The sequence below is a fragment of the Natrononativus sp. DTA114 genome (assembly GCF_059736515.1).
The window spans coordinates 195,591-220,700 of the sequence record NZ_JCASSN010000001.1 but is presented as its reverse complement, the minus strand read 5'-3'; the positions used below and the strand labels follow the sequence as shown (position 1 = coordinate 220,700).

The following is a 25,110-nucleotide window of genomic DNA, read 5'->3' as shown; positions in this document are numbered from 1 at the left end:
AGTGACTCGAGTGCTATCGGGCGAAAGACTAACAGAAGCGACGAGGGCTCAGTGTGCCGGCTCTTCTGCCGGCGCCTGCATGTCGTCGATACGCAGAATGAGGATGTTGTTCGTATCGTCCTTCCCGTCGACGGTGCCGTCGATGACGAGTTTCGATAGCGGCGTCGGACCGACGGTGACGCTGTCACCCTCGTGGATGTCGCTCATCGAGCCCTGGAGGTGCACTTCGGCCCGACAGAGTTCCGGGTGGTGGACGCTCGAGAGGTCGATCTCCTCGACGAGGACGCCCTCGACCGCCTCACCGTCGTGTTCGAGGGGGACGGAGGCGGGTTCGTCCATCTGCTGGATCTCGAGAGCCTCGTAGGCAGCGGCGGTCGGTTTGTATCCCCCTTTCGGTCCGGGGACCCCTTCTACTAACTGGAGCGCCTTCAGGCTCTGCATCTGGTTACGGATCGTGCCGGGGTTCCGGTCGACCTGCGCTGCGATCTCTTCGCCTTTGATCGCATCCTCGGACTCTTTGTGCAGGTTCGTTAGCGCCCGCAAAATTTTTTTCTGGCTGGGGGTGAGTTCGATCGATGACATAGCGAACCCTTCGTAATTGAATTCCTTAAACCCGATGGGTTGACCGGGTAGCGCCTTCGATCTCAGATGTTACGTTGGCTGTCGTAACTCTGTTGATCAGTCATCGTCAACACGTCAATGGTTTTTGTCGATCGGCGGTGTGTGACGGCTATGGACGGACAGCGTGTGCTGGTAACTGGTGGGGCCGGGTTCGTCGGATCGAATCTGGCCAATCACCTCGCTCGGGCGAACGACGTGATCGCCGTCGACGACTGCTCGCTGGGAACGCCATCGAATCTGACTGATCGCGTGGAGTTCGTCGAGGCGAACGTGCTCGATCCGGATCTCCCGACCGATGTCGACGTCTGTTTTCATCTGGCTGCGATGTCGTCGTATTCGATGCACGAGGCGGAACCGGCCCGCGGCGCGCGAATCAACGTCGAAGGGTTCGTCAACACAGTCGAACAGGCCCGCAGGGACGGCTGTGACTCGATCGTCTACGCGTCGACCTCGTCGGTGTACGGCAGCCGAACGGAGCCGTCCTCCGAGTCGATGTCCGTCGAGGCCGAAACCGGATACGAGGCGTCGAAACTCGCCCGCGAACGCTACGCCGAGTACTTCACGAACCGATACGGGATGAGCCTCGCCGGCATACGGCTGTTTTCGGTTTACCAGGGGTACGGCGGCGCCGAGAGTCACAAAGGCCAGTACGCGAACGTCGTCGCCCAGTTCGCCGACGATATCGCTCACAACCGCTCACCGGTGCTCTACGGTGACGGCACTCAGACGCGGGATTTCACGCACGTATCCGACGTCGTCCGGGGGCTCGAGCGGGCGGCGGATGCCGAGCTAACGGGAACGTACAACCTCGGGACCGGCGAGCGCTACGACTTCAACACGGTCGTCAACCTGCTCAACGAAGAACTCGGGGCCGCGGTCGAACCGTCGTACGTCGAGAATCCGATCCCGTCGAACGTCTACGTTTACGACACGATGGCGGATGCGTCGAAATTCGCGGCGGCAACCGGCTGGAAGCCGAAAATATCGTTCGAAGAGGGAATCGAGCGGGTCTGTGAGCCGTATCTCGCGGCCTGAGTCGGCGACAACTAGCCCGGGACAATCCAGCCCTCGACGATCACGTCCTCGAGGACGAACATCAGTGCGACGCCGACGATGAACGTGGCGGCGTTCAGCCGGGTGACCACGGCCTCGGCGTCGAACTTGATCAGGTCGACGAGTTCGATGAGCACCTGCAAGATTGCCCCCACGGCGACGGCGTAGAACAGCACCGCGAGCACCGACGAGTTCGCGAGGCTACCGACCCAGCCGCCGAGGATCACCGGGCCGCCGGCGATGACGCCCATTAGCGCAAAGTGACGCAGCGGTGGAACCGAGTGTTCGCGGGCGACCGCGGCGACGATCGTCGGCCCCTCCATCACGTTGTGCATGACGAAGCCGACGACGAGCAGCATGACGAGCGTGCCCTGGCCGTCGATGAACGCGACGCCGATCGCGAGTCCCTCGCCGATGCTGTGTAAGCCGAGTGCGACCGCGACGAGGTAGGCGATCGTCAGGCCGCTCTTTTCGGCGCTGGCCATTTTTCGCTGTCGCCACTCGCTGACCGCGTACATCACGGCGAACGTGCCGCCGACGCCCGCGGTCGCGAGTCCGGCGGCGACGATCAGTCCGGCGAGTTCGATTCCACCCACGGCCACGGGTCCGATCTCGGCGCCGTGCTCGAAGACCTCCTCGGTCATCTCGAAGGCGATGAACGCGAGTACCCCCGCGGAGAGCGCCAGAAAGGCGTGCAGGTAGCGGTGGTCGAGCGCTCGAATGAACGGGAACCAGAGCATTCCGATCACGACCGGGACGATGCCCGCGATCGCGCCGATGATCGTGAGCATCCACAGGATTTCAAGGGTGCTCGCTCCGGCCATCGACTCGATGTCGCCGAAGGGTGAGGTTAGATAGAGCAGTCCGGAAACAGCACCGAGAATAACGATCGGGGCGATTGCAAGTATCCAGGTCGGTACGGAGTCGGCGATCCTATCGCGACGTGACAACGACACCACCTCGAGTTCGCAACTCGATTGCGTTCTTCATACGCCAATGTTTAGACGCGGCTAATAATATATGTTCCCCATCGATATTTAGACTGAGTCTACGCTAATGAATGTCGGTAGACACGTAACGCGTCGGGGCTCGTTACTGTTCGATGCCGGCCGGTACCACTACTCGGACGTGGCGGGCGACGTCCTCCGGCAGGGAGATCGGGTCGTCGTGACCGGCGGCACGAGCCGTGATCATTCCGAACGGAGCGATTTCGAGAATTTCGAGTTCGACGCCGGGTTCGATGCCATGGTCCGCAAGATAGGAGAGCACTTCCGGATCGTGGTCGGCAACCTCCTCGACGACCACCGTCTCCCCCTCGTCGAACTCCGTGACGGAGTCCCCGGCCGGCGTCGGTGCCTCGAGATCCGCACTCGGGATCGGTGAGCCGTGGGGGTCGACGTTCGGATCGTCGAGAGCGGCCGCGACGCGTTTCTCGAAGTCCTCGCTGATGTGATGTTCGAGGCGGTCGGCCTCCTCGTGGACCTCCGACCAGTCGTAATCTAAGTGTTCGGTGAGGTAGGCCTCGAGCAGTCGGTGGTGGCGGACGACTTCGAGCGCGACCGTCTCCCCCTCGTCGGTGAGTGTAACCCCGCGGTACTTCTCGCGGTCGACCAGCCCCCGTTCCTCGAGTTTCTCGAGCATGCTGGTGACCGTCGGCGACGTGACGTCGAGTTCGTCGGCGATTTCGGAGGTCTTGATCCGGTCCTCGCGGCCGCGCTGAAGCTGATAGATCACCTTCAGGTAATCTTCCATCACGTCGCTCAGCATCATCGTAATCAAATTAGGGCCGTCTAACCCTAAATCTGTCGTCGGCTTTCCCGCATCGGAACCGCTACGAACTAAACGCCCGCTCCCGAACGGAACCGTATGGGCCGAACCGTGCGAATTATCGGTGCGCCGATGGACTACGGGGCGAACAGACGCGGCGTTGACATGGGGCCGTCCGCGATCAGATACGGGGGACTGGCCGACGGACTCGAGGACGCCGGCGTCGACTGCGTCGACACCGGGGACCTCCTGATCCCGCGGGCCGAAGAGCGAGATCCCGATGCCAACCCGCCGCGGACGGGCAACGCGAAGTTCCTGAACGAGATCGAGGACGTCTGTTCGCGTCTCGAGTCACAGGTCGCAGAGGCGCTGGCGGACGGCGTGTTTCCGCTCGTTCTCGGTGGCGATCACTCGATCTCGATCGGGACGATGGGCGGCGCCGCCCAGGAAGCGGACCTCGGCGTGATCTGGTTCGACGCCCACGCGGACCTCAACACGCCCGAAACCTCGCCCAGCGGAAACGTCCACGGGATGCCCCTCGCCGCGGTCCTCGGGAAAGGACTGTTCGGGGAGTTAGAGTGGGCGAAGGCCCCCCGGATTCGCGAGGAATCCGTCGTCTACGTCGGCCTGCGCAGCATCGACGACCGGGAGCGCGAGGCGATTCGAGAGAGCGAGGCGACCGCGTTCACCATGTCCGATATCGACGAACGCGGGATCACGGCCGTCGTCGAGGACGCGATCGAGGTCGCCACTAGCGACACCGACGGCATTCACGTCAGTCTCGACCTCGACTGGCTCGACCCCAAGGCGGCACCCGGTGTCGGGACTCCCGTCCGAGGCGGGGCGACGTATCGAGAAGCCCACTCCGCCCTCGAGACGATCTCCGAGTACGACAATCGCCACGGCGTCCTCCGATCGATGGACGTCGTCGAGGTGAACCCGATCCTCGACGAGCAGAACGAGACTGGGACGCTGGCCGCCGAACTGTCCTCGAGTGCGTTCGGTAAACGGATCCTGTAACACCGACGCCATCCGGCAGAACCTGCCGCATGAGACCTGTACACACGGCGGTGACGGTTTCAACACCTTTGTATCGGAGTGTTTCCCAGAGTGCAGTATGACTGAGAATGTCGTCGTTCTCGGCGCTGGTTATGCGGGTGCCGGCGCGATTTCGAAGCTCCAATCGGAACTCGACAGCACCACGAGACTCACCTGGGTTTCTGATACCGACTACCACCTCGTTCTTCACGAGTCCCACCGCGTGATCCGAGACCCGAACGTCCGTTCGGATATCACTATCCCCGTTCACGACATCGCCGATCCCACGACGCAGTTCATCCAGGACAGCGTTACGAACGTCGACGTCGACGAACAGGTCGTCGAACTCGCCGACAGCGAGGACGTCGAGTACGACTACGTCCTCGTCTGCCTCGGCAGCCAGACCGCCTACTACGGCATCCCCGGCCTCGAGGAGCACTCACAGACTCTGAAGAGCCTCGACGACGCACTCGAGATCCACGACCAGATCAACGCTGCGAGTCAGGAGGCGACCCGCGGCGAGCCTGCACAGATCGTCATCGGCGGCGCCGGTCTCTCTGGTATCCAGTCCGCCGGCGAGATCGCCGAGTTCCGCGACAAACACCGCGCACCCCTCGACATCCACCTCGTCGAGGCGCTCGACGAGATCTTCCCGGGTAACGACCCCGAGATCCAGCAAGCCCTGCGCGACCTGCTCGAGGAGGCCGGCGTCACCATCCACACCGACGACCCGATCACCGAGGCCGAGGACGGCACCATCCACTTCGACGAGGGCGACCCCCTCGAGTACGACGTCTTCGTCTGGACCGGCGGCATCACCGGCCGCGACGCGATGGGGGAAGCCGACCTCGAGAAAGAGCACAACCGCGTCAACGCCGGCGCGAACTTCCAGACCAGCGACGAGCGCGTCTTCGCCATCGGCGACTCGGCCATCATCGACCAGGGGAGCCAGCCCGCACCACCGACCGCCCAGGCCGCCTGGCAGGCCGCCGAAGTCGCCGGTGAGAACATCTCGCGGGCCATCGAGAACCGCCCGCTTCGGATCTGGGAGTTCGAAGACAAGGGAACCGTCGTCTCCGTCGGCGAGAAGGCCGTTGCCCACAACGTCCAGATGCTGCCCGTCGACACGTTCGGGGGCGTCCCGGCAAAGAACCTGAAGAAGTTCATCGCCGCCCGCTGGATCGCCGACCTCACCTCCTGGAACCGCGCGCGGAAGGCCTGGTCGTCGCTGTAAGGACCCAAATCGAACGACTCAATCGCTCGCCGACGAAACCCGTTCTGATGGATCCGCTCGTCGTTGATGCGTCCGCGACCCATTCGCTTTTCACCGCAGCCAGCGGAGGCCTCGAGTCGGCAACCGGAGCCCTGGCCTTCGAGAGTCAGGCACGCGAGTGGCTCGACACCGCGAGCGGTCCCTGGCAGTATCTCCTCATCTTCGCACTCGCCGCGACGCCGTTGCTCGAAATTCTGGTGGTGATCCCCATCGGCGTCGCACTCGGTCTCGATCCGGTACTGGTGGGGGCCGTCGCCTTCGCCGGCAACGTCCTGCCGATTTATGGCATCGTTCTCGCCCACGGGCGACTCTCGGCCTGGCTCGAGTCCCGACGGAGCGACGAGGAGGGGCCGTCGAAGCGCCGTCAGCGGGCGAAACGGATCTGGAACGCCTACGGCCTCCCCGGTCTGGCGCTGCTCGCACCCGTGGTGACAGGCGTCCACCTCGCCGCGATGCTCGCGCTCGGCCTGGGCGCACGCGGGCGGTCGACGCTCGGCTGGATGACCGCGAGCATCGCCCTCTGGACCGTCGTGATTACGGTCGTCTCAGTGACGGGGCTGTCGGTGCTCGGCGGCCTACTGTAGCCGTCACATCTGGCAAATTTATCACCCCGCGACCATGTTCTCGAGTATGGAATCGTTTCTCCCGCTGTTGTTCGGTCTGACCGGGGTCGGCGCGCTGTATCAGACCCACCGGTACTACAGCCAGTATCGGGCGATAACCTCGGCCGCCGCGGACATCGATCCCGGTGGTCGAACCGAGGGCGAGACGACGATCCACGGTCCGATCGACGTGACTGAGCCGGCGACGCCGCCTCGAGAACGGCCGGCGGAGGCGTCCGAGAGCCCCGACGCGGCCGCGCTCGTCGCCTGGCGCGTCCGACGCAAGGTGAAGACGGGTGGAACCCGAAACCGGAGTACCGGCTGGCGAACCGACGATGGCGGACTGGCCGTCGGCGAGTTCAGCGTTCTCCACGGGGGGCGCTACGTCCGGGTCGATGACGAGCAGCTGGTTCCCGATGTGACCCTTTTCGACCCCTTCGACGCACCGACCGTCCACCTCGGCGAGCCGAAAACAGAGACTCGTCTCGGCGACCCCGATCCGCTGACGAAGCTACTCGAGCGAGTGGGCCTCATCGGCGACGGCGGGCTGCTGAGCGGACTCGAGGTCTCGATCAGTTTCGGCCGGAAGACGCTCACGCCGGATCGCTACCAGGAGACGGCGATCTGCGAGGGCGAGGAGATCGCGGTGCAGGGAGCCGTGGTCGAAACGGACGACGGACCAGCCATCCGGGGGACCGACGACAGCCAACTGGTACTCGTCGGGGGAGACTTCGAGGAGCGCGGAGCCAGGCTCCGCCGGAGCGCAGGGATGCAACTCGCGCTCGCCGGGATCATGTTCGCCCTCGCAGCGGCGACGCCCGGACTTCTCGCTTCTCTCGGGCTCTGACTCGAGGCGACGGACGCTCAGGACGACTCCTCGCCGTCGCTCGAGGCGGTGCCCATCGGCTCGGCGGGCACCCCCGCGACGGTTTCTCCCGGCGGCACGTCCCGCGTCACGAGCGAGTTCGCCGCGACACTCGCACCCGTGCCGATCTCGACCCCGGGGAGGATGATCGCGCCCGCACCGATCATCGCCCGCTCGCCGACGACGACCTCGCCGGTGCGGTACTCTTCCTGGAGGAACTCGTGGCACAGAATCGTCGCGTCGTAGCCGACGATAGCGTGATCCTCGAGGGTGACGAGTTCCGGCCAGAAGACGTCGGGCGTGGCCTCGAGCCCCCACGAAACCCCCTCGCCGACGGTCGCGCCGAGCCGGCGCAGTAACAGGCGCTTGAGCCGCAGACTGGGGGAGATGCGGATCAGCCAGACGACGACGTAGTTGATCGCGACGCGAAATGGGTGTTTCGCGTCCGGCCAGTGGGCGAGCGAGTTCGCCCGACCGGGCGTCGGGTGAGCGGTCACGCGGTCGTGTCTCGAGTCGGCGTCGTCGGTCACTGTCCGGTGATTGGTGGGAGTCCTACAAGAAACTACACGACCGACGCGGTCGATCGCAGACCCCGTTGTTCGACGGAGCGGAACCCACTTCCAGCCACCGCCCGTTGGTTCTGTATGGTCCCGCTCGAGATGGGATGGCGGCACCTGCTGTTCGAGAACTGGCCGGTCGATCCCGCGATTCTCGAGGGCCACCTCCCCGAGTCGCTCTCCCTCGACACACACGACGGAGCGGGATGGCTCTCGGTAATCCCGTTTACCAACGTCGCCGTCCGGCCACGGGGCCTGCCCCGATGGGCGGGGATCCGACTTCCCGAGATCAACGTTCGGACCTACGTCAGCTACGAGGGCGAACCGGCGGTGTACTTCTTCAGCCTCGACGCCCAGGGGGTCTCGAGCGTGCTCGCTGCGCGACTCGTCCACCACCTGCCGTACTACTACGCCCGGATCTCGCTTTCGACGCGGGACGGCGAGGTCCAGTTTGCGAGCCGTCGACGCCACCCCGGCGCGCGACCCGCCAGATACAGGGCGACCTACCGACCCGTCGGAGAGCCGTTTTCCGCACCCGACGATTCGCTGGCGCGATTTCTCGTCGAACGCTACCGGTTCTACACCGAGGCTCCCGACGGAGACCTCCGATACACGGGCGTCGAGCACGACCCCTGGACGTTATACCCCGCCGAGGCAACGGTTGCGGAGAACACCCTGCTGCGGGCGGAACGGTTCGCGGTTCCCGACGTGAACCCGGTGTACTACTACAGCCCGGGGCTCGACGTAACGGCCTCCCGGAGCAGGCGACGGTAGTCGACACGACGTCAGCGCCGTCGAGGGCAGTTCGTGGGTCGCCTGTGGCCTCGAGCCCCGGACTAACTTCGAGGAGATTTACAGAAACTACAACGGTTCTTTGAGCCTGGAGTAGCTACTTGATGCCAAACTACCAACAGATGCCATGAAGCGGCGCTCCCTACTCTCGGCTTGCGCACTGGTTTCGGTGGCGGGCTGTGCGAGTGCGTTCGGGACCGACAACGCTGGCCCCGGCTCGGTCCGCGTCGAGGCGGACGCGACCACGGGTTCGGACGACCTCGAGGTCACTGCCATCGACCGAAGCGGCCTCGTCGACCACGGGGAACGCGGCGAGGTCGAACTCGAGGTGACGAACGCGACCGACGACGAACTCGCGTTCGAGGAGCCCCCGTTTCCGCCCGACGCCTCGCTCGCGCTCGACGAATTCAGCGAGAACGACGACACAGCCGCAGAGACGCTGTCGCTCGAGCGGGTCAACGCGATGGGTTCGATGCTGGCTCCCGGCGAAACGGTCTCGAGCGCGTACGAATTCGAGTACGACAGGGAAACGACCGCTCGCGGCGAGTTCGGAACCCATCTCATCGCCGACTACGACCGTGCCGGCGAGTCGGAGACACTCGTGATCACACTCCGGCTCACGCTGATTGGAATCAGCCCGGACTGAGGGGACTAGTCGGACCGAAGCGAGTCGACGTGGTCGATCCGCTGCTGGACCAGCTCCGCCTTCCCGATGTCGTGTCGCATGTGCAGCCCCTCCTCTCCCGCGACCGCGAGAGCGTCCTCGGCGATTTCTTCGGCCTCGGGGATGGTGTCCGCGATCCCGACGACGGCGAACGACCGCGAGGTCGTTGTATAGATCCCGTCCTCTCGCTCGTCTACGCTGGCGTAGTAGAGCAGCGCCTCTCCGGCACTCTCCTCGTCCACCTGCACTTTCGCACCCGCTTTTGGATCCGTCGGGTACCCCTCCGGCACTGCGTACTTACAGACCGTCGCTTGCTCGGCGAACTCGAGTTCGGGCACCGGTCCGCCGTCGCGGGCGGCGACGAGCACGTCGAGGAAGTCGGTCTCGAGCACCGGCAGCGTGTTCATCGCCTCGGGGTCGCCGAAGCGGGCGTTGAACTCGATCACTTTTGGACCCTCCGCCGTCAGCATGAACTGGCCGTAGAGAATCCCTCTGTAGTCCTCGAGCGCCTCGACGGTGGCCTCGATGATGCCGACGGCATCGGTGTAGTCCTCGCGGGTCATGAACGGCAGTTCGAAGCTCGCGTCGCTGTAGGACCCCATTCCGCCGGTGTTCGGCCCCTCGTCGCCCTCGTAGGCGCGCTTGTGATCCTGGACCGCAGGCGCGGTTACGAACGAGCCGTTGGCGACGAGCGCCTGGATCGTGAACTCCTCGCCGATCAGCCGCTCCTCGAGGACGATCCGGTCGTAGTCGGAGTCGCGGATGTACTCCGTGCCCTCCTCAGGGGTGACCTGGTCGCCGATGACCTTCACGCCCTTCCCGCCGGTGAGGCCAGCGGGCTTGATCGCGAGGTCGCCGTCGTACTCGTCGACGAACTCACACGCCGCGTCCATGTCCTCGAACGTCTCGAAGTCCGGACAGCCCGGAATCGCGTTGTCGGCCATGAACTGGCGCTGAAACGCCTTGTCCGTCTCGATCCTGGCATCTGCCTGTTTGGGGCCGAAGGCGTAGACGCTGGCCTCCTCGAGGGCGTCCGCGACCCCCGCCGCCAGCGGTGCCTCGGGGCCGACGACGGCGATGGTCGCGCCGACCTCCTCGGCGTAGGCGACGACCGCCTCGGGATCGGTCGTCTCGAGCGTCTCGAACCCAGTCGCCAGCCGCGCGATGCCTGGGTTTCGGTTGCCGGCGCAGGCGTGCAGGTCTGCCTCGCTATCCTCCAGGGCGCGGGCGATGGCGTGCTCGCGGCCGCCGCCGCCGATCAGGAGTACGGTCTCTGGCATGGTCGATAGCGGAACGCACGAATCTGTAAGTGTTATCCTTTGACTGGGCGAGAAGTATCCGCGTTCGTGGATACCGGTGACCGGCAGTCGGTCGTGGAGCCCGGGGGCCGACGATTGCAGACGGTCGCGCTCGCACTCGGGCGGCTTTCGTAAGCGCAAACTCGAGACCCCAGTCGCGTCGGCCCCCCGTTACTTTCACCTCGCTCGGCGTACGCTGGGTGCATGTCCGAGAGAGGGTCCCGATACCGGTGGCGGTTCGTCGTCGCCGCGGCGCTCGCCACCGGTCTCGCCGGGACGTACCAGTTCGCCTGGCCGGTGCTTCGGGACCCGCTCGCCGCCGAGTCGGGCGCCTCGAGCGTCGCGATCGGGACCGTCTTCACCGTACTGGTCGTGATGCAGACGCTCGCGGCGTTTCCGTCCGGATGGGTCCGAGATCGGCTGGGACCGCGAGTGCCGATGCTCGTCGCGACCCTCTTCGTCGTCGTCGGCTACGCGGGCGCCGCACTGGTCCCGTCCGTTCCCGAACTGTACCTCTGGTTCGGGATCGGCGGGGCCGGCGTCGGCATCGCGTACAACGTGGCGATCAACACGCCCGCGGAGTGGTTTCGGACCAGGCGAGGGATGACGACCGGCGTGGTGAGCATGTCCTTCAGCCTGACGAGTTTCGTGCTGATCCCGGTGCTTCGACGGAGCGTCAACGCCGACTTCGCTGCGACGATGCTGGTGCTCGCCGCCGCCGCGGGAGCCGCGTCGCTGGTCGCCGCGTTCGTCCTCAGGGATCCGGGTCCCGGGGAGGGAGCGTCGGAGACGGCGGGCGACGGCGGGACGAGACCCGTCGGGAGCGGGGCCGCCGAATCGGAGCCGGCTATCGCCTGGCGCGAGATGCTGCGGACGCGCGAGTTCTGGCTGCTGTACGCCGTCTTCGTCGCGGTCAACGGGGTGGGGCTCATGGTGCTCGAGAAGGTCGTCACCTACGCGGGCCAGCTCGGGTTCACGTCGGCACAGGCGACCGCGGCGGCGGCGATCGTCGCGCTCGGACAGGGGGTGGGGGTGTTCGCGGGCGGAGCCACGGCCGACAGGATCGGCCCGGAGCGAACGGTCGCCGGCTCCCTCTTTCTCTCCGGGGTTGCCGTCATCGGCATCGTCGCGGCCGGCGCCCTCGAGCTCGGATGGGTCTTCGTCGCCTTCGTCGGACTCGTGATGTTCTTTCGGAGCCCCGCGTTCAGCATCCTTCCGGGGATCGTCAACCGGCGCTACGGGCAGACGTACGCCTCCGAGAACTACGGCCTAATGCTCACGGCGAAGCTCTGGGGCGGCGTGTTCGGCGGGACGGCGACCAGCCTGCTCGTCGTTCGCGTCGGCTGGTCGGTGACGTTTCTCGTCGGGGCTGGACTGGCCCTTCTCGTCGGCGCCGCCGCGCTGATCGCCTTTCGGTCGGCGTGAGCGCGGTGCGACGCTCGACGGCTGGTCGTTCCTTTTCGACCGGTTCGGTCTCGAGTACGTCGAGCCCTGGACCGGTATCCGTTCTCCCTCGGCCCACTCACTGCTGCGGGGTAGCGGCGACGCAGTCTCGAGGCGCGCCCGGCGGGTGCGCCGAGGACGACCGCGCGTCGCCGGGGTGGAGTGGCGGCGACCATCCTCGAGTGCGGGGCGCGGGTGCGCCCCGCGCGAGTATTTGCGGTGTGCAGTGGCGGTTGTGAGTGTGCTCGGCATTCGTCGTTGGCTCCGTCGAGGCTATCAGTGTCCGCAGTTCCACAATCCGCAGGAAGCGTGTCGAGCCGACTCCGAAACTTCAGTGGCTATTATAACCCTGCTTCACCGAACTCAGGCTAATGCGACAGTACCTCGAGCTCGTCGACGACGTGCTCTCTGTGGGCGCGTACAAGCCGAACCGGACGGGGGTGGACACGATCTCGTCGTTCAGCCAACACTACGAGATCGACCTCGGAAAGGGGTTCCCGCTGCTCACCACGAAGAAGATGGACGGCTACCGCTGGAACTCCATGCTCCACGAACTCGAGTGGTACCTCTCGGGCGACGAGCACATCCGCGACCTCCGCGAGGAGACCAAAATCTGGAACGCCTGGGCCGACGAGGAGGGGCGCCTCGACACCGCCTACGGCCGGTTCTGGCGTCGGTATCCGGTTCCCGCGGGGGAAGGCGAAGGAGCCGGAGATGGGAGACTCGAAGGCGAGTCCTGGCCCGACGCCGCCCACCAGTGGGTCACCGAGGAGGACGACGGCTCGCTCACCTTCGACCAGCTACAGTACGTGATCGACACGCTTTCGGACTCGCCGAACTCCCGCCGGCTCGTCGTCAACGCCTGGCATCCCGCCAACGCCGCGGTCTCGACGCTGCCGCCCTGTCACTACTCGTTCGTCTTCAACGTTCAGGGCGACCGGCTGAACTGCCACCTCACCCAGCGCTCGGGCGACGTGGCGCTCGGTATTCCCTTCAACATCGCCGCTTACGCGCTGCTGACGAAGCTCGTCGCCCAGCAGGTCGACCTCGAGCCCGGCAGCTTCGCCCACACCGTCGTCGACGCCCACGTCTACTGCGGCCGCGGCGCCCGCGGTGAGTGGTACGCCGACAACCTCGGGACGCTGCAGGAGCGGCTCGCTGGTGTCGACGAGACCGAACCCGCAGCGTACCTCGAGGTTCGCGAGTGGCTCGAGTCGACCGCCCCCGCCGAGGCCGACGGCGAGGAGCGGTTCGATCACGTTCCCGGTTTGCTCGAGCAACTCTCGAGAGAGCCGAAGGAGCGCCCGACGCTGAATCTCGCCGAAACGACGCTCGACGAATTCGGCGCCGAGGACGTTTCCCTCACCGGCTACGACTCCCACGATGGCCTGCGGTTCTCGGTCGCAGAATGAGCCTCGAGACAGACCTCGAACTCGTCGGCATCGTCGCCGTCGCAGAGAACGGCGTGATCGGAAACGACGGCGGGATGCCCTGGCACATCCCCGAGGACCTGGCGCACTTCAAAGCGCAGACGATGGACCACCCGGTGATCATGGGCCGGGTGACCTACGAGGGAATCCTCGAGGCGCTGGGCGAACCGCTCCCGGGGCGAACGACGGTCGTGTTGACGAGTCGGGACCTCGAGACCCCCGACGACGGGCGCGTCGTGGTGGCGAGCGGACTCGAAGAAGCCCTCGAAGCAGCCGAAACGGCGGCTGCGGAACGTCACGGCGGGGCGGACCGGGCGTTCGTCGCGGGCGGCGCCACGGTGTACGAACAGTTCCTACCGGGGATGGACCGGCTGATCGTGACAGAGGTACACGACAGCCCCGAGGGCGACACGCGCTTTCCGAAGTGGAACCGGACCGGCGATAGCTGGAAGGAGGCCTCTCGAGACGAACGCGATGGGTTCGCGTTCCTCGAGTACGTCCGACCGCCGTAGCGTCTCACACCCCCGACACTGGATCGCACGGTTCCCGGCAATATTCCCGCTTCGAGGCGTTCTCGAGGGGTTCAAATCCCCCCGGTTCGATTCATACATATGGCAATTGATGAGTTCTCGGAGGCGATCCGGGAGTTCGAACACGACGGCGAGACGTACAAGATGGCGGACCTCACGGTCCTCGAGGAACAGGGACTCTGCGACCTCGAGACACTGCCCGTGAGCGTTCGGATTCTTCTCGAGGCGGTCCTGCGGAACGCGGACGGCGAGACGATCTCGGCGCAGGACGTGAAGAACGCGGCCTCCTGGGACCCGGACGTACCGGACGTGGAGGTTCCCTTCCAGCCGTCCCGCGTGGTGCTGCAGGACCTGACCGGCGTCCCGGCAGTCGTCGACCTGGCCGCGCTTCGGTCGGCCGCCGACCGCGCCGGCGAGGACCCGACGATTGTCGAGCCCGAAGTCCCCTGCGACCTCGTGATCGATCACAGCGTGCAGGTCGACTACTTCGGCAGCGAGGACGCCTACGAGCAGAACGTCGAACTCGAGTACGAGCGCAACGAGGAGCGCTACCGCGCGATCAAGTGGGCCCAGCAGGCCTTTGATGGGTTCAACGTGGTTCCGCCGGGAACCGGGATCGTCCACCAGGTCAACCTCGAGCACCTCGGGCGGGTCGTCCACGCCCGCGAAGAGGACGGTGAGCAGTGGCTCCTGCCCGACACCCTCGTCGGCACGGACAGCCACACCCCGATGATCGGCGGCATCGGCGTCGTCGGCTGGGGGGTCGGCGGCATCGAGGCCGAGGCCGCGCTGCTCGGCCAGCCGATCACGATGACCCTCCCCGAGGTCGTCGGCGTCAAACTCACCGACGAACTGCCGGAGGGCGCGACCGCGACCGACCTCGTGCTCCACATTACGGAAAAGCTCCGCCAGGTGGGCGTCGTCGACAAGTTCGTCGAGTTCTACGGCCCCGGCGTCTCCCAGCTTTCCGTTGCTGATCGGGCGACCATCGCCAACATGGCGCCCGAGCAGGGCTCGACCATCAGTATGTTCCCCGTCGACGAGGCCACGCTGGACTACCTCGAACTCACTGGTCGCGAGGACGACCACATCGACCTCGTCCGCGAGTATCTCGAGGCCCAGGGCCTCTTCGGCGACCACGACCCCGAGTTCACCGAGGAGGTCGAGTTCGACCTCGGCACCGTCGAACCCAGCCTCGCGGGGCACAAGAAGCCCCACGCCCGCATCCCGATGGGCGACTTAGACGAGCACTTCCCGACGCTGCTCGAGGAGGAAGGTGTAATCGACTCGGGTGCCGCCGAGAGCGACGGCGGCCTCGTCTCGAAGGAACAGCCCGGCCTCGGCGACAAAGTTCCCGTCGAACTCGAGGACGGCACCGAGGTCGAGATCGGCCACGGCTCGGTACTCGTGAGCGCGATCACGTCCTGCACGAACACCTCGAACCCCTCCGTGATGGTCGCCGCGGGCCTCCTGGCACGCAACGCCGCGGAGCAGGGCCTCGAGGTACCGGAGTACGTCAAGACCTCGCTCGCGCCGGGCAGCAAGGTCGTCACGGAGTATCTGAAACAGGCTGACCTGCTCGACGACCTCGAGGAACTGGGCTACCACGTCGTCGGTTACGGCTGTACGACCTGCATCGGCAACGCCGGCCCGCTCGCGGATCCCATCGAGGCCGCCATCGACGAGCACGACCTCTGGACGACCAGCGTTCTCTCGGGCAACCGCAACTTCGAGGCGCGCATCCACCCGAAGATCCGCGCGAACTACCTCGCCAGCCCGCCGCTCGTCGTCGCCTACGGCCTCGCCGGGAAGATGGACATCGACCTCGAGACCGAGCCCATCGGCACCAACGACGCGGGCGAGGAGGTCTACCTCGAGGACGTCTGGCCGGACCCCGAAGAAGTGCGCCAGACGATCCACGACAGCGTCTCTTCCGAACTGTTCGAGGAGAAGTACGCCAGCGTCTTCGAGGGCGACGAGCGCTGGGAGGACCTCGCCGCACCCACCGGTGACGTCTACGAGTGGGACGAGGAGTCCACCTACATCCGCGAGCCGCCCTTTTTCAAGGACTTCCCGCTCGAGGAACCCGGCGTGGAGGACATCGCGAACGCGCGCTGTCTCATGACTCTCGGCGACACCGTCACCACGGACCACATCAGCCCCGCGGGGCCGTTTAGCGAGGCCCTGCCGGCGGGCCGATGGCTCGCCGCCCAGGGCGTCGAACCGTACGAGTTCAACACCTACGGCTCCCGCCGCGGGAATCACGAGGTCATGATGCGGGGCACGTTCGCGAACGTCCGCATCGAAAACGAGATGCTCGACGGCAAGGAGGGTGGCTACACGGTTCACCACCCCACTGACGAAGAGACGACGGTGTTCGAGGCGTCCGAACGCTACCGCGAGGATGACACCCCGCTGATCGTGATGGCCGGCGTGGAACTCGGCACCGGCTCGAGTCGCGACTGGGCCGCGAAGGGGACCGACCTGCTCGGTATCCGCGCGACGATCGGTCAGAGCTACGAGCGAATCTATCGGGACAACCTCATCGGCATGGGTGTCCTCCCCCTGCAGTTCAAAGAGGCTGAGGGCTGGAAGGAACTCGGCCTCGACGGCAGCGAAGTGTTCGAGATTCGGGGTCTGGAGGAGGGCCTCGAGCCCAACGCTGAACTCACGGTCGTCGCCGAGGATGAAGACGGCGAGGTCACGGAGTTCGGCGTGACCGCCCAGGTCGGCACCCCCGCAGCGGTCGAGTATATCGAGAACGGTGGCGTGCTCCACCTCGTGCTCCGTCGGCTGCTGACCGAGTAAGGGGAAGTGAAACAGGCCGTTTTGATTTTTATCGATGTAAGACCGATGAGCTGTGTGTAGAGTCCGACAGTGATGGTTCTCGAGCGACTATTCTTTAGGGGAGTTTGCTGGACAGAGACGCAACCGGTAGTCGTTTTATTTCACCGTTGAAACGCGGAAATACCCGAAAGAGAGGCCTGCAAACGTACCTTTTTACTGCGGGTCCTCGCTCCCTACGGTCGCTCGAACCGCTTGCAAAAATCTACGCTAAAAAGGCCGCTCGCTCCCGCTGGTCGCTCGCGGGTGCAGCGCTGGATGCTCTTCCGCAGCATTACCTGCACCGCCTGTACCGAACATTCGTCCCTTCGGGTTCGTCAGTAGTTGATACGGCGGCTTCTTCAGTTACCACGAGGGAGATCAGTTTCCGAGAAACCGGTCCAGTTCGCGAAACTCGGCGGGTGAAAGGATGACTTCGGTCGCGAACGAATCGAATCGTTCGAAGTCGTCGTCGATCGTCAACACGGTATTCACCCCTTCGTCGACCGCGACCTGCGCATAGTATCCGTCCCACCCGTCGACGTTTGCCGCACTGGCTCGAGTGAACCCACCTCGAACGACGTCTTCAGGCATTCCGTCGTACCACCGGATTCGCTTTGCGTCCATGAAATTCTGTAGCAGACGGGACGCGTCCGCGTTCGAACGCCCGTAGTAGGTCGTGAGAACGATGTGTGCCCCATACAGCGCGGGATACGGAACGACGGCCTCGATGTTGCCGGCGATCGCATCCCGGACGTACGAGAGCGCAGCATCTCGAGCGGGAGCCTCGGTGTGTGCAAGGGCGATCACACCAACGTCGAAAAGATACGGACCACCGGCGTCACTCATCGCCGTTTCTCTCCGCTCCCCTCCGCACGGCGTCTCTGTGTTTCCGGGCGACTGGGTCGGTTCCTCCCTCGAGCGGCGTCGTTTCACCTCGCTCCGAGGACGTTTCCGCAATGAGTTGTTCCATCCGGTCGATAATCAAGCCGGGGTCGTCTTCGGGTTCGACGACCGCTCTCCCGTCTTCTTCACGGATTTCGACTTCCGTACCGGGGGTAATGCCGAGACGCTCCCGCACCTCCTGCGGGAGGACGATTCGCCCCTTCGAATCCACTTTGGCCATGTTCCCACTTTCGGTGGGAACGGCGATAACGGTTTTGGTCAGCACACTAATCCCACTCCCTGAAGGCGCCACCTACCGACAGCGGGTCGACTCGAGGCACCCTCACCGCCCTTTTACACTGCCCGGCCGTAGACGCGCCTATGACCGCGAGCGATCCCATCGCCAGGAACCGTCTCGAGGACGAACAGAGTCCCTACCTGCGCCAGCACGCGGACAACCCGGTCAACTGGCAACCCTGGGACGAGGCGGCGCTCGAGGCCGCCCGCGAACACGACAAGCCGATCTTCCTCTCGATCGGCTACTCGGCGTGTCACTGGTGTCACGTCATGGAGGAGGAGAGCTTCGCCGACGAGGAGGTCGCCGACGTGCTGAACGAACACTTCGTCCCGATCAAGGTCGACCGGGAGGAGCGCCCGGACGTCGACAGCATCTACATGACCGTCTGCCAGCTCGTCACGGGGCGGGGCGGCTGGCCCCTTTCGACGTGGCTGACCCCCCAAGGCAAACCGTTCTACGTCGGGACCTACTTCCCGAAGCGCTCGAAGCAAGGGATGCCCGGCTTTCTCGATATTCTCGAGAACATCCGAAACTCCTGGGAGAACGACCGCGAGGAGGTCGAGAACCGGGCCGAGCAGTGGACCGCGGCCGCGCGGGATCGCCTCGAGGAAACACCCGACACGGTGGGGGCCCCCGAACCGCCGACGGGCGAAGTGCTGGAATCGGCCGCCGAGGCCGCCCTCCGGAGCGCGGATCGGGAGTACGGCGGTTTCGGCACCGACGGGCCGAAGTTTCCCCAGCCTGCGCGGCTCCACCTGCTCGGGCGAGCCTACCAGCGGACGGGCCGGGAGGCCTACCGCGAGGTGCTCGAGGAGGGCCTGGACGCGATGGTCGACGGCGGCCTCTACGACCACGTTGGAGGCGGCTTCCACAGGTACTGCGTCGACCGCGACTGGACGGTGCCCCACTTCGAGAAGATGCTGTACGACAACGCCGAGATCCCGCGCGCGCTGCTTTCGGGCTACCAGCTCACCGGCGAGGAGCGCTACGCGACGACTGTCGAGGAGACCCTCGAGTTCGTCTCCCGCGAACTGACTCACGAGGAGGGCGGTTTCTTCAGCACACTGGACGCCCAGAGCGCAGACCCCGAAACCGGCGAGCGCGAGGAGGGCGCCTTCTTCGTCTGGACCCCCGAGGAAGTGCGGGACGCACTCGAGGACGAGACAAACGCCGAACTGTTCTGTGCGCGCTACGACATCACCGAGTCGGGCAACTTCGAGGGGCGGAATCAGCCGAATCTCGACGCATCGATTCCGGAACTCGCCGATGAGTTCGGTCTCGAGGAGGGCGAGGTCGAAGAGCGACTCGAGACCGCCCGCGAGCGACTGTTCGAAGTTCGGGAGGACCGACCGCGGCCCAAGAGGGACGAAAAGGTGCTCGCGGGCTGGAACGGGCTGATGATCTCGGCGTTCGCTGAGGCCGCCATCGTGCTGGACGAGGACGCCCACGCGAACGCCGCGGTGGACGCCCTCGAGTTCGTCCGCGACCGCCTCTGGGACGACGGCGAGTCGCGGCTTTCGCGGCGGTACAAGGATGTCTCCGAGCCACGCTCGGAGGCTCGTGAGACTGAGTCTTACGGTGGGAACGTGGCGATTCGGGGGTACCTCGAGGACTACGCCTTCCTCGCCCGCGGAGCCTTCGACTGCTATCAGGCGACCGGCGACGTTTCCCACCTCGTCTTTGCCCTCGAACTCGCCCGCGTCATCGAGGCGGAGTTCTGGGACCCGGCGCAGGAAACGCTGTACTTCACCCCCGAGAGCGGCGAGTCGCTGGTGACTCGGCCCCAGGAACTCGACGACAGTTCGACGCCGTCCTCGATGGGCGTCGCGGCAGAGACCCTGCTCGCGCTCGATCCGTTCATCGAAGACGACTTCGAGGGAATCGTCGAATCCGTCCTCGAGACCCACGCGAACCGACTCGAGGCGAACCCGCTCCAGCACACCTCGCTCTGTCTCGCCGCCGACCGCCTCGAGACGGGGCCCCTCGAGGTGACAGTGGCCGCGGAGTCGATGCCGCGGGAGTGGCGGACGGCCTTCGGCGAACGCTATCAGCCTGACCGGCTGTTCGCGCCGCGACCGCCGACGGAAGCGGAACTCGAGCCCTGGCTCGCCGAGCTAGATCTCGACTCCGCGCCGCCGATCTGGGCGGGCCGGGAGGCCCGCGAGGGCGAACCGACGCTCTACGTCTGCCGGAATCGGACGTGCTCGCCGCCGGTTCATGAAGTCGAGGAGGCGCTCGAGTGGCTCGGGGAACGAACCAGTGCCTGACTGATATCGTCGAGAACCTTCGAAAACATAAGAAGGTTTACTGCTTATCGCCAGGATCAGATGACATGGGGTACGAACTGTCCACCGCGAAGGTGGTGTCTGGTCTGTCGGTCGCGTATACAGGGTACTATTTCGCAACCGATACGATGATCCTGACGGTGTGGTTGATCGTCAGTGCGGTGGCCGTCGCCGGCCTCTCTCTTGCCGTCCACGGGCTGTTCACGGGTATCGAGGCGGCGGTTGCCGCCGGGAGGGGGCGTCCCAATCCCGGCCGTGAAACCGAACGGTGAACGCCGCTACCACCCGACTCCCCCCTTGACGGTCTACGCCGACTCGAGCGCCGCCTCGATCTCCTCGCCGAGGTGGATCGCCGGCGGCAGGGGCTCGCTCTCGACGAACCTGGCGACCTCGTTGCCCTCGTCGTCCTCGACGACGATCGTCGGAATGTACTCGATATCGTACTCCTCGACCTTCGGCCCCTGCTTCTCCTGGTCGACGGGAATCTCCTCGATCCGGTCGTCGGGGATCTCGGCGGCCTCGAGGGCCGCACCGAAGTCGGGCAACAGGGAGCGGCAGTCCTTGCACCAGTCGCCGCCCCAGATTGTGTAGCGGAGTTCGTCGCGGTAGGCCGCGAGTGTGTCGACGGTGTCCTCGTAGGAGGGAGCGTCCCAGGTCGGGTTCGGACGCATCGTCTCGAGACTCATACCCAGGCGTTGCGGCGCGGTCGATTTATACTGTTTGGAGGCGGCCGATGTATCCAAACAGCGCTATCGACGTGTCGCAGCGCGAAAAAGCGGCAGTAACGGTGATCCCCACCGACCGGATGGACGGTGACAAGATGGTGGTGGTGGTGGTGTGTCGTGTGGATCCGTGTACGGTAGGGATACAGAGAGACAATAGCCCCGAGACCACGTTATTATGGGCCGCATAAGCCGTTTCGCGCCGGAGATACGCCCTTGATAGTCATACACGCTGGAGACGACGATCGATCGTGAGCGAGTATCGACACCCGATCGGCGAACCGGGGACGACCGACGACCGACCACCGGCACGTCCTGCCGAGGTCCAGCAGGCGTTTACGTCTCCGCTCCCAACCCTCGAGCAATGAAGGGGAGCATCCTGGACACCATCGGCTCGCCGCTGGTCCGGGTGAACTCGCCGGAGGGAGCGACGATCGCTGCCAAAGTCGAGTCGTTCAACCCCGGCGGCTCTGCCAAGGACCGGCCCGCACTGGCGATGGTTCGCGCCGCCGAACGCGACGGTACCCTCGAACCCGGCGACCGGATCGTCGAGCCGACGAGCGGCAACACCGGAATCGGCCTCGCACTCGTCTGTGCGGCGCGGAGATACGATCTCACGATCGTCATGCCGGCCTCGAAGTCCGAAGAACGGCGTCGGATCATGGCCGCCTACGGCGCCGACCTCGAACTCGTCGAGGGGAACATGGAGGCCGCCCGCGAGCGCGCAGACGAGATCGAAGCCGAGGGCGCCGTCCAGCTCGGTCAGTTCGAGAACTCGGCGAACCCCGAGGCACACTACCGGACGACCGGCGAAGAGATCGTCGACCAGGTCGGCGAGCGGCAGGTCGACGCCTTCGTCGCCGGCGTCGGCACCGGCGGAACGCTTTCGGGCGTCGGTCGTCGGCTCCGCGAAGAGTTCCCCGAGATGGAGATTATCGCCGTCGAGCCGGCGCGAAATCCCGTCCTCTCGACGGGTAAAGCAGGCACAGACGAGTTCCAGGGAATGGGCCCCGGTTTCGTCAGCGACAACCTCGACACCGAACTGATCGACGACGTACAAACCGTCGCGCTCGAGGACGCAGAGGCGGAGTGTCGCCGACTCGCCCGGGAGGAGGGGATCCTCGTGGGCCAGTCGAGCGGTGCGACGAGCCTCGTTTCGCAGGCGGTCGCCGACCGCCTCGCCGAACCGGAACTGAACTGCCCCGAGGTTCCGGACGCCTTCGAAACCACGGCAGCGATCACGGAAACCGACGGCGGTGACCCCGCGTTCGACGACTGCCCGCTGGTCGTCACCGTCTTCTGGGACAGCGGCGAGCGCTATCTCTCGACCGGCCTGTTCGACTGACGCCAACTGTTGTCGACCGTTTCGGACCGTTGCATCGATTTGCGATCCGTCGCTCGGAAATCACCCCGTGAGAAAGCGTCGCAATATCTCGTTGAACCGTTCGGGTCGCTCCCGGGGAACCCAGTGGCCGCAGTCCTCGACCACCTCGAGGCGTGCCGCCGGAACCCGCGCGGCCGCGCGTCGGGACCAGTCGACCGGAAACAGCGGGTCCGCCGCCCCGTGGACGAGTAGCGTCGGCATCGAAAGCGACTCCAGATCGTCGCTGAAGTCCGTTCGGGCCGTGCCGTCCGCGGCGAGTTCGCGTTGCTGGAACGCCTCGAAGGCGATCCCCGTCCGGGGCTGGCGCGCTCGCGACCGGACGCCCGCTACGAACGCGTCGTCGAGTTCGTCCGCATCGGCGACGATCGAATTCAGGCCGAGGCGCGTCGTCTCCGTCGACAGGCCGAGCATCGACCAGCCGACGGGGTTCGCACCCGGGACGAACGCCGCGGCCCGCCAGAACGATCCGGCCGGAATACGCGGACCGAGGCCGTAGCTGGCGACCAGCCCCAGTCGGTCGACCCTGTCGGGGGCCTCGAGTGCCAGCCCGAGGGCCGCCGCCCCGCCCATCGAGATTCCCACCAGTGACGCGTGCTCGAGGCCGACCCCGTCGAGAAACGACTCGAGGACGGCGACGTAGCTCGGGACCGAGTGCGGGAGGCCGTCCTCACTGTCGCCGTAGCCGGGCCAGTCGGGAGCGTACACCCTGAACTCGTCGGCGAGCGGATCGATCGCGTGTCGCCAGGAGAGCGTCGCGTCGTCGATACCGCCGCCGTGCAAGAGGACGACCGGCGGGCCGTCGGTCCCCGCCCGCCGGTAGGCGATTCGACAGCCGTCGACTGTCGTCGCGCCGGTGCCGCCGGTCACGGCGAGAACTCCGCTTCGGTGAGTCGGACGACGAGCGTCTCCTCGACGTCACGGAGGTCGTAGTTAGGGACGTCGTCTCCCGTTCGTCGGACGTACAGCGGTTCGACTAGCCGGGGTGCTGTCACCGTCGTCGCGCTGGCTCCCGCCTCGTCGCCGGTCGGGACCTCCGACTCGGTCGACTCGAGTCCGTACACCTTACAGAATTCTCCCGTCTCGGCGGGTTCGGCGTCGCCGTTTCGAAACGCCTCCGCGAGCCCTCGAGAGAGCCACTCCGTCCCGGAGACGCTCGGTTCCTGAATGAGAACGTCCTCGACGAACCGCACGAGGTACCAGTCGAGGTCGTTTAGCAGCGAGACGGCTGCCCCGACGCTAACCGTCCGCACCGCCAGCGAGTTCTCGAAGGGGCGCGTTAGATCGTACGTCGCGAGGGCCTCGCGAGAGGTCTCCCGCGAGAGCAGTTCGTACTGGAGGTTTACCTCGGGAGCGCCGACGAGACAGACGCGGGTCACTGTACGATGATGGGAGTGTCGCGATAATGTGGGTTTCGGCTTTCGACGGTGCGGTCGATGGCTGTTCTCGCGGTTACCGGGGCCGGGGCTCGACTAGCGTCGCCCGTTTCGCCGCCGCGTCGGCGCGCTCGAGCAGGTCGTCCGGTTCGGCGGTGAGCAGCGGCTCGAGGCGGGCGTTGGTCTCCGCCCGGTCGGGGGCGATCCGGTTGCAGCCGGCGTCGATCGTCGAGTCGGTGAACGTACCGATCTCGCGGGCCTGGGCGACGATCTCCTGCTTATCGCGGGTCAACAGCGGGCGGTGGATCGGGAGATCCGTAACCCGGCTCGTGACGCCGACGTTCTGGGCCGTCTGGCTCGACTTCTGTCCGATCGCCTCGCCGGTGACGATACCGCTCGCGCCCGTCTCCTCGGCGATTCGTTCGGCGATGCGGTAGAAAAAGCGCCGCAGCGAGAGCATCCGCCCCTCCTCCATCGTTTCGGCCAGCAGGGCGATGGTGTCGCCGCCGGGAGCGCGGTAGGTCCGCATGTCGAAGTTGGGGGCGTAGCGCGAGAGCGACCGGACGGTTTCGATCGCGCGCGCCTCGTGATCCGGGCCGCCGTAGTCCCCGAGATCGACGTAGACGGGGATCACGGGCGAGCCGCGTTTCATCAGCTCGTAGGCGGCCACGGGAGAGTCGATTCCCCCGCTGACGAGCGCGATCATGGGGGCCTGAGAGCCAAGCGGGAGCCCGCCGGGACCCTCGAGGCGCTCGACGAAGACGTAGGCCGCGTCCTCCCGGAGTTCGACGCCGAACGTGAGATCGGGGTCGTCGAGGTCGACTTCGGGGTCGATCCCCTCGTCCTCGGCGGCGTTCCAGATGGCGCTCCCGCCCTCGCGAGCCACGTCCTCGCTCGTGAACGGGAGTCGCTTGTCGGCCCGGCGGGCGTCGACGGCGAACGTCCCACCCTCGTACTGTTCACGGGCGGTTTCGGCGAGGGTGTCGCAGATCGCCTCGAGTTCGGTCGACACCGCGACCGCCGGACTGGTCGAGACGATTCCGAAGACGTCCGACGCCGCGGCTGCGGCCGCATCCACGTGCGCTTCGTCCGTGTGGATCAGCGGGCGGTCCCAGCCGGGTTCGACCTCGCCGGGGACCCCGCGATCGTCGAGGACGGCCTCCGTGTTCTCGAGGAGGAAGTCGGCCATGTAACGTCTGACCGTGTTGCTCTTCGTGCTGACGTCTCCCTGGCGGATGAGGACGACGTCGGCTCCCGGCGGGTGCATGAGGGGGGATAGATGGTCCGGGATATAAGGGGGTTACGAGGCCGGAGAGAGCGATGACGTCGAGTGGGTCGCTGTCTCGAGGCCAGCGACCGCTCGGCGACCGGCAGGTCAGTGTCGTCAACCGACGGTGCGCGGCTGTA

General features: G+C 65.7%; 25 protein-coding genes. 14 read left to right on the top strand and 11 right to left on the bottom strand.

The annotated features are described in order from the left end of the window. Nucleotides 1–48 precede the first annotated feature (48 nt). A complete protein-coding gene (locus AC6I6S_RS01150) occupies nt 49–582 on the bottom strand; it encodes an Rrf2 family transcriptional regulator (protein ID WP_497947883.1) in 534 nt (177 codons plus the stop codon). A gap of 150 nt (nt 583–732) precedes the next feature. Here AC6I6S_RS01150 and AC6I6S_RS01145 point away from each other — a divergent pair, with 150 nt between their 5' ends. Beyond that, complete coding sequence (locus AC6I6S_RS01145) at nt 733–1,656, top strand: NAD-dependent epimerase/dehydratase family protein (RefSeq protein WP_497947882.1); 924 nt, start codon at nt 733–735, stop codon at nt 1,654–1,656. Nucleotides 1,657–1,667: 11 nt separating this feature from the next. Here AC6I6S_RS01145 and AC6I6S_RS01140 read toward each other — a convergent pair whose 3' ends face one another. Further along, nucleotides 1,668–2,624, bottom strand: coding sequence for a ZIP family metal transporter (locus tag AC6I6S_RS01140; protein ID WP_497947881.1), 957 nt, complete (start codon nt 2,622–2,624; stop codon nt 1,668–1,670). A gap of 142 nt (nt 2,625–2,766) precedes the next feature. Beyond that, nucleotides 2,767–3,444, bottom strand: a complete 678-nt coding sequence (locus AC6I6S_RS01135) for a metal-dependent transcriptional regulator (RefSeq protein ID WP_497947880.1) — start codon at nt 3,442–3,444, stop codon at nt 2,767–2,769. 96 nt (nt 3,445–3,540) lie between these two features. On the opposite strand from AC6I6S_RS01135, the gene rocF reads away from it, so the two are divergent. The 4 genes from rocF to AC6I6S_RS01115 all read left to right on the top strand — a co-directional run bounded on the left by rocF (nt 3,541) and on the right by AC6I6S_RS01115 (nt 7,201). Then, nucleotides 3,541–4,461 (top strand): arginase, encoded by a 921-nt coding sequence (rocF, locus tag AC6I6S_RS01130; RefSeq protein ID WP_497947879.1) that lies wholly within the window; start codon nt 3,541–3,543, stop codon nt 4,459–4,461. 97 nt (nt 4,462–4,558) lie between these two features. Next, the gene (locus AC6I6S_RS01125; protein ID WP_497947878.1) at nt 4,559–5,713 is read left to right on the top strand and encodes an NAD(P)/FAD-dependent oxidoreductase; all 1,155 of its coding nucleotides are present in this window, start codon (nt 4,559–4,561) and stop codon (nt 5,711–5,713) included. 47 nt (nt 5,714–5,760) lie between these two features. Continuing rightward, on the top strand, nt 5,761–6,336 hold the full coding sequence (locus AC6I6S_RS01120; RefSeq protein ID WP_497947877.1) for a small multi-drug export protein: 576 nt from the start codon (nt 5,761–5,763) through the stop codon (nt 6,334–6,336). 46 nt (nt 6,337–6,382) lie between these two features. Then, nucleotides 6,383–7,201 (top strand): hypothetical protein, encoded by an 819-nt coding sequence (locus AC6I6S_RS01115; protein WP_497947876.1) that lies wholly within the window; start codon nt 6,383–6,385, stop codon nt 7,199–7,201. 17 nt (nt 7,202–7,218) lie between these two features. On the opposite strand, the gene AC6I6S_RS01110 is transcribed toward AC6I6S_RS01115, so the two are convergent. Further along, nucleotides 7,219–7,749: an acyltransferase gene (locus tag AC6I6S_RS01110; RefSeq protein WP_497947875.1), complete on the bottom strand. Its 531-nt coding sequence runs from the start codon at nt 7,747–7,749 to the stop codon at nt 7,219–7,221. Nucleotides 7,750–7,863: 114 nt separating this feature from the next. On the opposite strand from AC6I6S_RS01110, the gene AC6I6S_RS01105 reads away from it, so the two are divergent. After that, nucleotides 7,864–8,550, top strand: a complete 687-nt coding sequence (locus tag AC6I6S_RS01105; protein ID WP_497947874.1) for a YqjF family protein — start codon at nt 7,864–7,866, stop codon at nt 8,548–8,550. A 145-nt stretch (nt 8,551–8,695) separates the two neighbouring features. Further along, nucleotides 8,696–9,214, top strand: coding sequence for a hypothetical protein (locus tag AC6I6S_RS01100; RefSeq protein WP_497947873.1), 519 nt, complete (start codon nt 8,696–8,698; stop codon nt 9,212–9,214). A 5-nt stretch (nt 9,215–9,219) separates the two neighbouring features. Here the strand turns inward: AC6I6S_RS01100 and purD are convergent, their stop codons facing one another. Then, the gene (gene purD, locus AC6I6S_RS01095; protein WP_497947872.1) at nt 9,220–10,512 is read right to left on the bottom strand and encodes a phosphoribosylamine--glycine ligase; all 1,293 of its coding nucleotides are present in this window, start codon (nt 10,510–10,512) and stop codon (nt 9,220–9,222) included. A 222-nt stretch (nt 10,513–10,734) separates the two neighbouring features. On the opposite strand from purD, the gene AC6I6S_RS01090 reads away from it, so the two are divergent. The 4 genes from AC6I6S_RS01090 (at nt 10,735) to acnA (ending at nt 16,741) form a co-directional block, all read left to right on the top strand. After that, complete coding sequence (locus tag AC6I6S_RS01090; protein ID WP_497947871.1) at nt 10,735–11,955, top strand: MFS transporter; 1,221 nt, start codon at nt 10,735–10,737, stop codon at nt 11,953–11,955. Between the two features lie 389 nt (nt 11,956–12,344). After that, nucleotides 12,345–13,385 carry a thymidylate synthase gene (thyA, locus tag AC6I6S_RS01085; protein ID WP_497947870.1) on the top strand — a complete coding sequence of 347 codons (1,041 nt, stop codon included), beginning with the start codon at nt 12,345–12,347 and terminating at the stop codon, nt 13,383–13,385. Further along, on the top strand, nt 13,382–13,915 hold the full coding sequence (locus tag AC6I6S_RS01080) for a dihydrofolate reductase (RefSeq protein WP_497947869.1): 534 nt from the start codon (nt 13,382–13,384) through the stop codon (nt 13,913–13,915). Before thyA ends, AC6I6S_RS01080 begins: the two co-directional genes overlap by 4 nt. Before the next feature lie 99 nt (nt 13,916–14,014). Then, nucleotides 14,015–16,741 carry an aconitate hydratase AcnA gene (gene acnA / locus AC6I6S_RS01075; RefSeq protein ID WP_497947868.1) on the top strand — a complete coding sequence of 909 codons (2,727 nt, stop codon included), beginning with the start codon at nt 14,015–14,017 and terminating at the stop codon, nt 16,739–16,741. Nucleotides 16,742–17,137: 396 nt separating this feature from the next. On the opposite strand, the gene AC6I6S_RS01070 is transcribed toward acnA, so the two are convergent. Then, entirely contained in the window at nt 17,138–17,605 is a 468-nt protein-coding gene (locus AC6I6S_RS01070) for a type II toxin-antitoxin system VapC family toxin (protein WP_497947867.1), read from the bottom strand. After that, entirely contained in the window at nt 17,598–17,882 is a 285-nt protein-coding gene (locus AC6I6S_RS01065; RefSeq protein WP_497947866.1) for an AbrB/MazE/SpoVT family DNA-binding domain-containing protein, read from the bottom strand. Before AC6I6S_RS01065 ends, AC6I6S_RS01070 begins: the two co-directional genes overlap by 8 nt. Before the next feature lie 140 nt (nt 17,883–18,022). On the opposite strand from AC6I6S_RS01065, the gene AC6I6S_RS01060 reads away from it, so the two are divergent. Next, nucleotides 18,023–20,206 carry a thioredoxin domain-containing protein gene (locus AC6I6S_RS01060; RefSeq protein WP_497947865.1) on the top strand — a complete coding sequence of 728 codons (2,184 nt, stop codon included), beginning with the start codon at nt 18,023–18,025 and terminating at the stop codon, nt 20,204–20,206. 65 nt (nt 20,207–20,271) lie between these two features. After that, on the top strand, nt 20,272–20,496 hold the full coding sequence (locus AC6I6S_RS01055) for a hypothetical protein (RefSeq protein WP_497947864.1): 225 nt from the start codon (nt 20,272–20,274) through the stop codon (nt 20,494–20,496). Nucleotides 20,497–20,529: 33 nt separating this feature from the next. Here AC6I6S_RS01055 and AC6I6S_RS01050 read toward each other — a convergent pair whose 3' ends face one another. Next, nucleotides 20,530–20,910, bottom strand: a complete 381-nt coding sequence (locus AC6I6S_RS01050; RefSeq protein ID WP_497947863.1) for a TlpA family protein disulfide reductase — start codon at nt 20,908–20,910, stop codon at nt 20,530–20,532. A gap of 400 nt (nt 20,911–21,310) precedes the next feature. Here AC6I6S_RS01050 and AC6I6S_RS01045 point away from each other — a divergent pair, with 400 nt between their 5' ends. Next, on the top strand, nt 21,311–22,291 hold the full coding sequence (locus AC6I6S_RS01045; protein ID WP_497947862.1) for a PLP-dependent cysteine synthase family protein: 981 nt from the start codon (nt 21,311–21,313) through the stop codon (nt 22,289–22,291). Nucleotides 22,292–22,351: 60 nt separating this feature from the next. Here the strand turns inward: AC6I6S_RS01045 and AC6I6S_RS01040 are convergent, their stop codons facing one another. From AC6I6S_RS01040 to AC6I6S_RS01030, 3 genes are all read right to left on the bottom strand, one after another. Further along, entirely contained in the window at nt 22,352–23,197 is an 846-nt protein-coding gene (locus AC6I6S_RS01040) for an alpha/beta fold hydrolase (protein WP_497947861.1), read from the bottom strand. Beyond that, nucleotides 23,194–23,706: a DUF5804 family protein gene (locus tag AC6I6S_RS01035; protein ID WP_497947860.1), complete on the bottom strand. Its 513-nt coding sequence runs from the start codon at nt 23,704–23,706 to the stop codon at nt 23,194–23,196. The genes AC6I6S_RS01040 and AC6I6S_RS01035 overlap by 4 nt, the downstream gene beginning before the upstream one ends. A 73-nt stretch (nt 23,707–23,779) precedes the next feature. Continuing rightward, nucleotides 23,780–24,970 (bottom strand): tRNA sulfurtransferase, encoded by a 1,191-nt coding sequence (locus tag AC6I6S_RS01030; RefSeq protein WP_497947859.1) that lies wholly within the window; start codon nt 24,968–24,970, stop codon nt 23,780–23,782. Nucleotides 24,971–25,110: the final 140 nt, after the last annotated feature.